Origin of the sequence: Streptomyces sp. NPDC020845 (assembly GCF_044334165.1) — a bacterium.
Classification (GTDB): domain Bacteria; phylum Actinomycetota; class Actinomycetes; order Streptomycetales; family Streptomycetaceae; genus Streptomyces.
Map to the genome: position 1 here is coordinate 1 of NZ_JBIRSJ010000050.1, position 12,911 is coordinate 12,911.

Sequence of the window (12,911 nt, forward strand, 5' to 3'; positions counted from 1 at the left end):
GGGCGCGGGTGATTGATGTGGACTACGCGTCGCATGGTCCGCAGGTGGATGAGATCGCCGACGATCTGATGGCGCTGTTGGGGGAGGTCACGCCGACGGAGACGGGTGTGGCGTTTTACTCCTCGCTGACGGGCGGGCGGATTGAGACCTCGACGCTGACCGCCGCGTACTGGGTGGACAACCTGCGTCATCAGGTGCGTTTCTCCACCGCCGTCGAGGCTGTCCTCGCGGACGGCTATCGGGTGTTGATCGAGGCAAGCCCGCACCCCGTCCTCGCCGTCGGCGTACGGGAGACGACCGAGGCCCTCGGCGTCTCCGCGGTGGTGGTCCCCACGCTCCAGCGCGACCAGGGCGGCCCCGCGCAGCTCGCCCGCGCCCTCGGCCAGGCGTTCACCGCCGGACTGCCGGTGGACTGGAGCGCCTGGCTCGGCGCGGACCCGGACGGTCCGCCGCCGCCCCTGCTCGACCTGCCCACCTACGCCTTCCAGCGACAGCGGTACTGGCCCGCGCCCGCGCGGGCGCAGGGCGACGTCGCCACCGCCGGGATGCGCCCCGTGGCGCACGGGCTGCTGTCGGCGGCGGTCGGAACGGCCGACGGCGGCCTGATCCTGACCGGCCGCCTGCCCGCCAGCCCCCGCTCCGGATGGCTGCGCGAACACGAGGTCGCCGGCACCGTACTGCTGCCCGCCTCCGTGATCACGGAGTGGTTGCTGCGCGCGGCCGACGAGGTCGGCTGCACCGCCATCGACGAACTCGTCCTTCACACGCCCGTCGTGCTCGACGAGACCGAGGGCCTGCGCGTCCAGGTGTCGGTCGGGCCCGCGACCGCCGGCGGCGCCCGCGAGGTGGGGGTCTACTCCGCGCCCGACGACGGCGTGGCCGGCGGTGTCGAGGAGTGGGTGTGCCACGCGACGGGGACGCTGAGCTCCGAGACGGCAGCGCCCGAGGCGCTGGCCGGGCAGTGGCCGCCGCCGGGCGCCAGGCCGCTGGACGTGACCGACTGCTACGGGCGTGCCGCCGCCGCCGGGTTCGCCTACGGTCCGGCGTTCCAGGGCCTGCGGGCCGCCTGGTCGCACGCCGGGCGGCTGTACGCGGACGTGGCGCTGCCGCCCGACGCCGGTGACGGCGCCTCCCAGTTCGGCATCCACCCCGCGCTGCTCGACGCCGTGCTGCACCCGCTGCTGCTCCTCGCGGGCGAGGAAGGCGAGGAGCAGGAACAGGAACAGGCGCAGGCGCAGGTCTGGATGCCCTTCGCGTGGACCGGTGTGTCGCTGCACGCGGTCGGGGCGACCACGATCCGGGTCATGCTCAGCGGCGATGACAGCGCCGACGCCGCCGCCCCGGGCCAGGCGTCGCGGCAGCTGCGGGTGATCGTCGCCGACGCCGTGGGAACGCCGGTCCTGAGCGTGCGCTCCGTGGTGCTGCGGCCCTCGGTGGGGCGGCAGATGAGCGCCGGAGCGGCCGGCGGCACGCGCGGGCTGTACGCCCTCGACCTGGTGCCGCTCCCGGAGGCGGCGGGCGGCGCGGAGGCGCCGGCGCCTCGCGACTGGGCGGTGCTCGACGGCCCGTTGGCGGACACCCTCGCGGACGCGCTGGCCGAGGTGCCCAGGTACCCCGGTCTGGACGCCCTCACGGCCGCCGCCAAGGAGAGCCAGAGCCCGGCACCGCCGGTCGTCCTCACCGGCCTGCCGCCGTTCCCCGACGAGCCCGGGGCCGACGCCCTGGACGCGGCGCGGCACACGCTCGACCTGGCGGCGGACTGGCTGGCGCGGGACGCCCTCGCCGCCTCCCGCCTGGTCATCGTCGCCCCTGACGGCCGGGCCGCGTCCCCGGCCGGGGCAGGGGCGTGGGGGGCAATCCGCGGGCTCCAGGCCGAGCACCAGGACCGCTTCGTCCTCCTCGACCTCGACGACACCACACCCGACGAGACGACACTCACCCGGGCGCTGGCCTCCGGCGAGCCCGAACTCGCCGTGCGGGACGGGAAGATCCTCGCGCCCCGGCTCGCGGGCGTACGCGCTCCCGCCGAGCCTGCCGAGCCCGCCGCCGAGCCGGTCAACGCATGGGGGCACCTCCCAGCGGTAGCTGGGGGAGGCACCGTGCTGATCGGCGCGGGCCCCGGCACGCCGGCCGAGCTGGTCGCCGAGCACCTGGTGCGGACCGGGCAGGCCAGGCGCCTGCTGCTGGCCGTGCCACCGGAGTCCGGCGGCGCGAGCGGACTCGTCTCCCGCCTGACCGAGGCGGGCGCCGAGGTCACCGTGGCCGAGGCGGACCTCACGGACGCCGCCGCCGTCGCCGCGCTCCTCGCCGGCATCGACCCGCGGCACCCGCTCACCGGCGTCCTCCACGCGCCCCGGGACGCGGGGTGGCGCGGCGCCGCCGCCGCGCGGGAGCTGCACCTGGCCACCGCCGGGCTGCCCCTCGCGCTCTTCGCCGTGTTCACCCACGCCGCGCCCCTCCTCGGCGACCCCGGCGACCCCGCCGTGGCCGCCTCGGAGGCCTACCTCGCCGCCCTCATGGCACAGCGCCGCGCCGACGGCGGGCAGGGGCTCGCCCTCGCCTGGGGCCCGTGGGCGGCGGATGCCGAAGCAGGCGCTGCGGCGTACGACGCCCGCCGCGGCGGCGCCGCCCGCTTCGGCGTCCGCCCGCTGACCGCGCGCCAGCTCCCGGCGCTGTTCGACGCCGCCGTGCGGCAGGGGAGCCCGCACCTGGTCGCCGCGCGGGTCGACGCCCGCACGCTGTCCGGACGCGCGCCCGAGACGCTGCCCGCAGCGCTGCGTTCCCTGGCCGCCGCCCGCCCGGCCGCCAGGACCGCGTCCGCCGCGCAGCCCACCGACTGGGAGGCCCAGCTCGCCGGGCTCCCGGAGGCGGAACAGCACCGCGTCCTGGTCAACTTCGTCCGCGCGCAGGCAGCGGCCGTACTCGGTGAGTCCGACCCGAGCCGGATCGAGCCGGAACGCGGCTTCCTCGACATCGGCATCGACTCGCTCACCGCCGTCGAGCTGCGCGACCGCCTCGCCTCCGCCACCGGCCTGCGGCTGCCGCCCACCCTCGTCTTCGACAACCCCCACCCCAGCGCGCTCGCGCGCCACCTGCACGCCGAACTCGCCCCGCAGGAGACCGATCCGCTCGCCCCGCTGCTGGCGGAGATCGACCGGCTGGAGCGCGGCCTGCTGGCCGTCGCGGCGGACGAGGCCGCCCGCGCGCAGCTGCTCGGCCGGCTGCGCAAGACCACCTCGAAGCTGGCCGGACCGGGCGACGCCGGCGGGGACGGCGCCGCGGCCACCGACCGGATCCAGGGCGCCACGGCCGACGAGATTCTCGACTTCATCGACACCCGGCTCGGCAAGGGCGCCGGAATCTAGCCGCACCCAGCGGCACAGGGAGGACACGCCATGCTCACCGAGCGGGCCCGCAAGAAGGTCGCCATCGAGCACAGCCGCCGCCTCAGCGCGGGCGACATCGACGCGCTCCTCGAGCTGTACGCGGCCGACGCCACGTTCGAGGACCCCGTCGGCTCGGGACGCCAGGCCGGACACCAGGCGCTGCGCGCGCACTTCGAGCCCGCCGTCGCCGCCGGCACCCGGGAGACCATCGAGAACTCGACCGTCGGCCACGACGGCAGGAGCGTCCTGACCCGCCTCACCGCCGAGATGGACTACGGGCCGCTCGGCCCGCTGTACGCCGAACGCGGCTGGCTGCCCGCCCCCACCGGGCCAGGACCCGAGCCCGCCAGACTCCGCTGCCACTCCGCGATGCTGCTGCACGTCGGCGCGTCCGGCCTCATCGAGGACATGCAGGGCTTCTTCGGCCGCGGCGACCTGGAGACCTCGTCCGACGGTTCGCCCGGCTCCTACGCCGGCCCTGAGAAGCTGTCGCCCGGCGAGGTGGCGCTGCGGCAGATGACGCGCAACTACACCGACCTCCTCAACGACGGCGAGGTCGACCGCGTCGCCGAACTGTTCACCGAGGACGTCGTCTTCGAGGACCCGGTGGGCCGCACGACGCTCCACGGCCGGCAGGCCCTGCGCGAACACCTGCACTGGGCGGCCCACGCCGGGGTCTGCGAGGTCCCGAGCCGCTCCGTCACCGCGATGGAGGGGCCCCTCGTCGTCACCGCGACCGACGTGCGGCTCCACCTGCCGCAGGAGATGAGCTCCTGCATCATCGCGATCAGCGAGATGAACGAGGACGGCCTCGGCGTCCACGTCCGCGCGTACTGGGGACTGACCGACGTGACGATGGGCGTCCTTCCGGCCCGCGACACAACGCCCGAGGCAACTCCCGAACCCCTGGCCCGTGCCACGGAATAGCCGCACGCCCTCGCCGGCATCGGAAAGGCCCGCTTAAGCAGTTCGCGGCACCCTCGTGAAGGGTTCCGAGGCGACGACGTGAAAAGCGATGTCCGCGCCGGCGAGTTCCGTTTGATCGAAGGGACTGACAAGTGCCATTGACCACTCCGAAACGCGCCGTCGTGCTGGGCGGCGGATGGACCGGCATGCTCACGGCCCATGTGCTGTCCCGTCACCTCGCCGACGTGACCGTGGTGGAGCGCGACATCCTCCCCGACGGGCCCGAGCACCGCAAGGGACAGCCGCAGGCCCGCCACGTCCACATCCTGTGGTCCAGCGGCGCCACCATCGCCGACGGCTTCCTGCCCGGCACCATCGACCGCCTCCTGGCGGCCGGCGCGCGCCGCATCGGCTTCCAGCGCGACCTGGTGACCCTCACCGCGTCCGGCTGGCAGTACCGCTTCCCGTCGACGGCGTTCGCCATCATGTGCACGCGCCCGCTGCTGGACTGGACGGTCCGCCAGGCGATCCTCGCCGACGGCCGGATACGCGTCAGGCAGGGCACCGAGGTGGTCGAGCTGGCCGGCGGCAAGGAGCGGGTCACCGGCGTCCTCGTACGGGACGTGGCGAGCGGCGGCGCACCCGAGCTGATCGAGGCGGACCTGGTGGTGGACGCCACGGGCCGCGCCTCGCGCCTCGGGCCGTGGCTGGCCGCCCTCGGCCTGCCGAGCGTCGAGCAGGACGTGGTGGACGCCGGCATCGGCTACGCCACCCGCATGTTCAAGGCGCCCGACGGCGCGGGCGGCGGCTTCCCGCCCGTCAACGTCGCCGCCGACCACCTCATGCGGCAGCCCGGCCGGTTCGGCGTGGTCTACCCGCAGGAGGGCGGGCGCTGGCTGGTCACCCTCACCGCCACGCGCGGCGCCTCGCTGCCCACCCACGAGGACGAGTTCAACGGCTTCGCCAAGACGCTGCGCCACCCGATCGTCAGCGACCTCATGGGCGTCGCCGAGCCCATCGGCTCGATCTTCCAGTCGCGCTCGGGCGCCAACCGCCGCCTGTACCCGGAGCGGATGCCGCAGTGGCCGGAAGGCCTGCTGATCATCGGCGACTCGCTCGCCGCGTTCAACCCGATCTACGGCCACGGCATGAGTGCGGCGGCGCGCGGCGCCGAGGCCCTGGACCGCCAGCTGTCCGGCGGCGGCTTCGCCGAGGGCGGTACCCGGCAGGTCCAGCGGGCGCTGAGCGAGGTCGTGGACGACCCGTGGGTCATGGCGGGCCTGAAGGACATCCAGTTTGTCAACTGCCGCAACCACTCCACCGATCCGCGGCTGAACGGCCCGGACACCGCCGAGCGACTGCGGTTCTCCGACTTCGTGTCCAAGAAGTCGATCCGCTCGCCGAAGGTCTGCGAGCTCGTCACCGACGTGCTGGCGCTGCGCGCCACGCAGGCCGCCATGGGCAGCACCAGCTTCCTCTCGCTGCTGAACAGCGACGCCAGCTTCCCGGAGTTGACCGAGCCGCCGTTCCGCCCCGGCGAGCTGGAGATGGTCGGTCTCAAGCCGTCCCGCGTCGGGGCGAAGGGCGTGCTCGCCGATGGCGAATGACGAGAAGCTCGTCGAGTACCTGAAGTGGACGACGGCCGAGCTGCTCCAGGCACAGACCCGGGTGCGCGAGCTGGAGGAGGAACGCCGCGAGCCGATCGCGATCGTCGGCATGGCGTGCCGCTTCCCCGGCGGTGTGCGCACCCCTGACGAGCTGTGGACGCTGGTCGACGGCGACCAGGACGCCATCACCAGCTTCCCCGCCGACCGCGGCTGGGACCTCGACGACGTGCACGAACCCGGCTGGACGCCGCCGCCCTACCCGCAGCTCGGCGGCTTCATCGAGGACGTTTTCGACTTCGATGCCACCTTCTTCGGGATGAACGCCCGGCAGGCGCTGGCGACCGAGCCGCAGCAGCGGGCGCTGCTCGAGGTGGCGTGGGAGGCCATCGAGAACGCCGGGATCGACCCGACGCGGCTGCGCGACACCGACACCGCCGTCTACGCCGGCGCCACCGCCCACGGCTACGCCGCCGGCCTGGAGAGCATCCCGCCCGACCTGCTCGGCTACCTCGGCAACGGGGCCGCAGGCAGCCTCGCCTCCGGGCGGCTGGCGTTCTCGTTCGGGCTGCAGGGCGCGGCCGTCTCGCTCGACACCGGCTGCTCCTCGGCGCTGGTCGCCGCCCACCTCGCGTGCACCGCACTGCGGCGCGGCGAGTGCGGCATGGCGCTGGCGGGCGGCGTCGGGCTGCTGTACACCCCGGCGCCCATCGCCCTGTCGGCCACCGGCCCGGGGATGATGGCGCCCGACGGCCGCTGCAAGCCGTTCTCCGACGCCTCCGACGGCATGGTCTACGGCGAGGGCGCGGGGATGCTGCTCCTGCAGCGGCTGCGGGACGCGCGGCGCGACGGGCGCCGGATCCTGGGCGTCATCCGTGGCTCGGCGGTCAACCAGGACGGCCAGAGCACCGGTCTTTCGGCGCCCAGCGGGCCGTCGCGGCAGCGCGTCATCCGGGCCGCGCTGGACGACGCCGGGCTCGCGCCCGGCGACGTGGACGCCGTCGAAGGGCACGGCACCGGCACGGCCATGGGTGACCTGATCGAGGCCCAGGCGACGCTCGCCACCTACGGGCAGGAGCGGGGGGAGGACGGCCGGCCGGTGTGGCTGGGCACCATCAAGCCGCACATCGGGCACACGCAGGCCGCCGCCGGGGTCGCCGGCATCATCAAGATGATCATGGCGCTCCGGCACGAGACGCTGCCCGCCACCCTCAACATCGGCCGGCCCTCGCCCCAGGTTTCCTGGTCCTCCGGCGCGGTGCGGCTGCTGACCGAACGCGTCGGCTGGCCGCGCGGCGAGCGGCCTCGCCGCTGCGGGATCTCGGCGTTCAGCGCCTCGGGCACCAACGCCCACGTGGTGCTGGAGGAGCCGCCCGCCGCGCAGGCCGGCGAAGCCGGCAAAGCCACCGCCGCCGGGCGACCCGTGGCGCAGGTGAGCGCGGGTCCGGCAGCCACGGGCAGGGCGGATGCCGTCGAGGCGCCGGAACCGGAGGAGTCGCTGGAGCCGGTCGCCGGGACCGGCCTCCGCGGCGTCGTGCCGCTGGTGCTGTCCGCGCGGAGCGCGGAGGCGCTGCGCTGCCAGGCGCGGGCCGTGGCCGACCTCATGGCCGCAGGCGACGGCGCCTCCCCGGCCGCCGTCGGCCGGTCGCTGGCCACCACCCGGTCGGTCTTCGAGCACCGCGCCACCGTGGCCGGCGCGGACCGCGACGAACTGCTCGCCGGGCTCGACGCCCTCGCCACGGGGGCCGGCCACCCGGCGCTGGTCACCTCCGACGGACCGGTCACCGCCACCATGGGCGGCACCGCGTTCGTCCTCGGCGCCGACACCGACGACGTCGGGGCCGACGACGGCATCGCCGAACTCCGCGACGCCTTCCCGGCGTTCGCCGCCGCCTTCGAGGAGGCGGCCGGGCAACTCGGCCAGGACGCCGGCCACCGCCGCGCCCGGCGCTTCGCGCTGCGGGCCGGACTCGTCCGCCTGCTGGCGACCGCCGGCATCCACCCAGGCGCCGTGATCAGCTTCCCGGACGGGGCGATCGAGGCCGCGCTGGCGGCCGGGACCGTCGACCTGCCGGAGGCCTGCCGCCTGCTGCTCGCCGAGGACACCGAGCGGACGGCCGCCGCGCTCGCCGCCGGGCGGCAGGCGACACCGGTGATCAGCGGCCTCACCGGAGAGCGCGTCACCACCGCCGAGGAGTGGGCCGCCCACCTCGGCGCCGCCACGCGGACACCCGATGACGCCACCCCCGTGGAACTCGGCGCGGCCGGCGGCGACCTCGCGGCCCTCCTCGAACTCGGCTCGGAGCGGGCGCTGCCCGCCCTCGCGCCCGCCACCCGCCCCGGCCGCCGCCCGCCGCTGCGGCTGGCCGTCGCCCCACCGGGACAGCCCGCCGTCCGCGGCCTGACGCACGCCCTGGCCCGCCTGCACGCCACCGGCACCGCCGTCGCCTGGGGCGCACTCCTCGACACCGCCACCGGCACCGCCGTGCCGCTGCCGACCTACCCCTTCCAGCGCAGCCGGTACTGGCTGCACGACGAGGCCGCTCCCCGGCGGCGTACGGGCAACGCCGCCGCCCCGCACTGGTACCGCGTCGCCTGGCAGGCCCTGCCCGACGTGCCCGCGCCCCGCCTGACCGGCCGGTGGCTGCTGGTCTCCCCGCCCGGCGACCTCGCCGACGCCGTCGCCACCGCGCTGCGCCGCCACGGCGCCGAGGTCGCGGTCATCGAGTCGAAGGCGGACGGAACGCCGGACGACGGCGCCGCGCCGGCGGCCCGGCTGGGCGAGGCACTCGCCCTCGGCCCCGCCGCCGGCGTGCTGTCCCTCCTCGCCCTCGACGACCAGGACCCCGGCACGGACGCCGCCGGGGACGCGACCCCCTACCCGGCGGCCGAGGCCCCCCACCTCGCCCCCACCGAAGCCCTCGCCGCCGCCCTGGCCGCCTCCAAGGACCCCGCCCCGCTGTGGATCGCCACCCGTGGCGCGGTCGCCGCCCGCTCCTCCGGCGCGCCGCCCCGCCCCGCGCAGGCCCAGCTGTGGCACGCGGGCGGCGACGGCCTGGTCGACCTGCCCGGCCGGTTCGACGACCGCACCGGCCGCTGGCTCGCCGCGACCCTGGCGGCGGGCGGCGAGGACGGCGAACGCGAGGTCGCCGTACGCGTCGACGGCCGCTACGCCCGCCGCCTGGTACGCCACGCCCCCGCCGAGCCCGGCGCCGGGCGATTGACCGGCACCGTGCTCCTCACCGGCGCCGACACGACCCTCGGCGGCCACGCCGCGCGCCGGCTCGCCGACGCGGGCGCCGCGCACCTGCTCCTCACCGGCGCCGACACGGACCCGTCCCCCGACCTGATCGCCGAACTCGCCGCCCAGGGCGTCACCGCCACGGTCGTGCCCGCGGCCGGGCTCGCCGACCGTGCCGCCCTGGACCGCCTCGTCGCCGGCCTCCCCGAGCGGCACCCGCTGACCGCCGCCGTGCACCTGGGCCCTGTCCTGGCGGCGGGAACCGACGGCGCCTGGCCGCAGGACGTCGCCGTCGCCGCCCGCCTCTGCGCGCTCGCCGAGGACCGCACGCTGTCCGCCCTGGTGCTGTGCACCTCCGCCGCCGGCCTGCTGGCCGCCAACCCCGGGCCCGGCCGCGGCGGCCAGGGCGGCGCCGCCCACGCCCACCTCGACGCCCTCGCCGGCGTGGCCCGCTCCCGTGGCGTGCCCGCCGTCTCGCTGAGCCTGGGCGTCCAGGGGCTGCCCGCCGAAGCGGCGGCCGAGGCACTGCGGCAGGCGGCCGCGTCCGCCGGCACCGGACCGGCGGCCAGCGTCCTGTACGCCGACCTCGACGGGGAACGGGCGCCTCACCGGCCCGTGGCCCACCACGACCACGACCACCTGACGGCACCGCAGCCGCCCGCCTGACCCCCTGCCGAACCCATCACGACCCGACACCGAGAGAGGCACACCCGTGGAACCCACCACCAACTCGACCGAGTCCAGCGAGAACAACGACCTGATCGCGCGGCTGGCGTCGGCCACGGCGGACGAGCGCCAGCAGCTGCTGCGGCAGCAGGTGCTCCGCCGCGTCGCCGAGGTCCTCGACGTCCCCGCGATGGACGAGGAGTCGAGCTTCCTGGACAACGGCCTGACCTCGCTGTCCGCCCTGCAGCTGTCCAAGCAGCTGATGGACGACACCGGCATCGAAGTCCCGCTCGTCGCCATCGTCGAGCACCCGACCGCGACCCTGCTCGGCAAGTTCCTCGCCGAGACGTACGAGGCGGACGCGAGCTAGAGCTGTCCGGCCGGCCACCCTCATCCCCCTAGGAGACAGATGGAGCTGTCCGTACCCGTAGACGACGGAGTGAAGCTGAACGTGCGGTACCGGCCAGGCGAGGACGGCCGGCCGTTCCTGCTCCTCCACGGGCTGGGGTCCAACGCCCGGATGTGGGACGAGGTGGCCGACCGGCTCGCCGCCGCCGGCCACCCCGCCTACGCCGCCGACATGCGCGGGCACGGCGGCTCCGACACGCCGGAACACGGCTACGACAACGCCACCGCCGTGGCCGACATCGTGACCCTCTGCCGCGAGCTGGGACTGAAGGAACCCCTGATCGCCGGGCACTCCTGGGGCGGCAACCTCGCGGTGCGGGCCCTGGCCCAGAACCCCGGGCTGTGCGCCGGCCTGGGCCTGGTGGACGGCGGCTGGGTCGACTTCGCCAGCATCCCCGGCTTCGCGGGGTACGCCGAGCACGCGCAGCTGCGGCGCCCCGACGCCACCGGCACCACCCGGGACGGCATGCGGCTGATGCTGCGCGGCCTCCACCCGACGTGGGCGGACGCCGCCATCGAGGCGAGCCTCGCCGACATGGTGGAGGGTCCGGACGGCCTGCTCGTGCAGCGGCTGCCGCTGCAGCGTTTCCTGCCGGTCTTCCACAGCATGTGCGAGGACCCGCCGGCCCGCTGGTACCCCGGCGTCACCGTGCCCGTCCTCTTCCTCAACGCCCTGCCGCCGCAGGAGAGCTGGTGGAGCACCAACGTGCGGCGGTGGGTGGCGAAGGCCGAGGCCGCGATACCGCACGCGGAGTCCCGCTGGTATCTCGACGCCGACCACAACCTCCACGCCGACGACCCCGAGCGTCTGGCCGGGGACCTCCTCGACCTCGCCCGCACCGTGGAGGACTCCAAGTCCCTGGACGAGCCCCTGCCGGAACGGTCCTGACATGGCAAACGACGAGAAGAAGCTCCTGGACTACCTCAAGCGCGTCACCGCCGACCTGCGCGAGGCACAGCACCGGCTGAAGGACACCGAGTACGCCAGCCACGAGCCCATCGCCATCATCGGCATGAGCTGCCGCTTCCCCGGCGGCGTGCGCTCCCCCGAGGAGCTGTGGGAACTGGTCGACGCCGGGCGCGACGGCACCGGCGACCTCCCCACCGACCGCGGCTGGGACCTCGACGCCCTCTACGACCCGGAGCCCGGCCACCCGGGCACCGCGTACGTCCGCAGGGGCGGCTTCACCACCGACGCGGCCGGCTTCGACGCGGGCTTCTTCGGGATCAGCCCGCGCGAGGCGGTCGCCATGGCCCCGCAGCAGCGGCTCGCGCTCGAACTGTCCTGGGAGGCCATCGAGCACGCCCGCATCGACCCCCACGCGCTGCGCTCCACCAGCACCGGCACGTACCTCGGCTGCGACGGCCTGGACTACGTCCTCAACGCCGCCGAGGTGCCCGAGGACGCGGCGGGCTACCTGACGACCGGCAACTCGCCCAGCGTCGTCGCCGGGCGCGTCGCGTACACCCTCGGACTCGAGGGCGCGGCGGTGACGCTGGACACCGCCTGCTCCTCCTCGCTGGTCGCGATCCACCTGGCGTGCCAGGCGCTGCGGCAGAACGAGGTGTCCCTGGCGCTGTCCGGCGGCGTGTACGTCATGTCCTCCCCGGCGCCGCTCCTCGGCTTCAGCGAGCTGCGCGCCCTGGCGCCGGACGGGCGTTCCAAGGCGTTCGCGGCGGGCGCGGACGGCATGGCGCTGGCCGAGGGCTCCGCGGTGGTGGTGCTGGAGCGGCTGTCGGAGGCGCAGCGCAACGGCCACCGGGTGCTGGCCGTCATCCGCGGCTCGGCGGTCAACGAGGACGGCGCGAGCAACGGCCTGACCGCGCCCAACGGCCCCTCGCAGCAGCGCGTCATCCGGCAGGCGCTGGCCAACGCCCGCCTCGCGCCCGGTGACGTGGACGCGGTCGAGGCCCACGGGACGGGCACGAGCCTGGGCGACCCGATCGAGGCGCAGGCGCTGCTGGCGACGTACGGTCAGGACCGGCCGGGCGAGGACCGGCCGGTGTGGCTGGGCTCGGTCAAGTCCAACATCGGTCACACCCAGGTCGCCGCCGGGGTGGCGGGCCTGATGAAGATGGTCATGGCTCTGCGGCACGAGCGGCTGCCGCGCTCGCTGCACACCGAGGAGCCGACGCCGCACGTGGACTGGGCGTCGGGCGCCGTCCGGCTGCTCCAGGAGCCGAGGGACTGGCCCCGCACCGGCGAACGCCCGCGCCGCGCCGGGGTGTCGGCGTTCGGCTTCTCCGGCACCAACGCGCACGCGATCCTCGAAGAGGCCCCCGAACCCGAACCCGAACCGCCCGCGTCGGGCGAGGACGGGGAGCCGCCGGGGGAGCGGGTCACGCCGTGGGTGCTGTCGGCGAGCGGCGCCGAGGCGCTGCGCGGCCAGGCCCGGCGGCTCCTCGACGCCGAGGCCGTGGCCGGCGCCGACGCGGCGGCGGTCGGCTGGTCGCTGGCCACCTCCCGGGCGGTGCTGGACGACCGGGCGGTGGTCACCGGCCGGGACCCCGGGACGCTGCGGGACGGGCTGGCCGCGCTGGCGGCCGGCGAGGACCATCCGGCGCTCACCCGCCTGAAGGGTGCGGCCCCGGCGCCCGGGTGGCGGGTGTTCCTGTTCTCGGGTCAGGGGAGTCAGCGCCCTGGTATGGGGGCGGGGTTGTACGCGCGTTTCCCGGTCTTCGCGGAGGCGTTCGACGAGG

Annotated in this window: 7 protein-coding genes; all 7 read left to right on the top strand. The window is 75.8% G+C overall.

The window, feature by feature from the left end:
* The first annotated feature begins 8 nt into the window (after window positions 1-8).
* Window positions 9-3,365, top strand: a complete 3,357-nt coding sequence (locus ACH4U7_RS52495) for an acyltransferase domain-containing protein (RefSeq protein WP_398534843.1) — start codon at window positions 9-11, stop codon at window positions 3,363-3,365.
* Window positions 3,366-3,395: 30 nt separating this feature from the next.
* Window positions 3,396-4,313 (top strand): nuclear transport factor 2 family protein, encoded by a 918-nt coding sequence (locus ACH4U7_RS52500; RefSeq protein ID WP_398534839.1) that lies wholly within the window; start codon window positions 3,396-3,398, stop codon window positions 4,311-4,313.
* 131 nt (window positions 4,314-4,444) lie between these two features.
* On the top strand, window positions 4,445-5,899 hold the full coding sequence (locus ACH4U7_RS52505; RefSeq protein WP_319701136.1) for an FAD-dependent monooxygenase: 1,455 nt from the start codon (window positions 4,445-4,447) through the stop codon (window positions 5,897-5,899).
* Window positions 5,889-9,803 carry a type I polyketide synthase gene (locus tag ACH4U7_RS52510; protein ID WP_398534840.1) on the top strand — a complete coding sequence of 1,305 codons (3,915 nt, stop codon included), beginning with the start codon at window positions 5,889-5,891 and terminating at the stop codon, window positions 9,801-9,803. The genes ACH4U7_RS52505 and ACH4U7_RS52510 overlap by 11 nt, the downstream gene beginning before the upstream one ends.
* A 46-nt stretch (window positions 9,804-9,849) precedes the next feature.
* The gene (locus ACH4U7_RS52515; protein WP_319701138.1) at window positions 9,850-10,173 is read left to right on the top strand and encodes an acyl carrier protein; all 324 of its coding nucleotides are present in this window, start codon (window positions 9,850-9,852) and stop codon (window positions 10,171-10,173) included.
* Window positions 10,174-10,212: 39 nt separating this feature from the next.
* Window positions 10,213-11,100, top strand: coding sequence for an alpha/beta fold hydrolase (locus ACH4U7_RS52520; RefSeq protein WP_398534841.1), 888 nt, complete (start codon window positions 10,213-10,215; stop codon window positions 11,098-11,100).
* Between the two features lies 1 nt (window position 11,101).
* Window positions 11,102-12,911 (top strand): type I polyketide synthase (locus ACH4U7_RS52525; protein WP_398534842.1); only part of this gene is annotated, 1,810 nt, incomplete at its 3' end.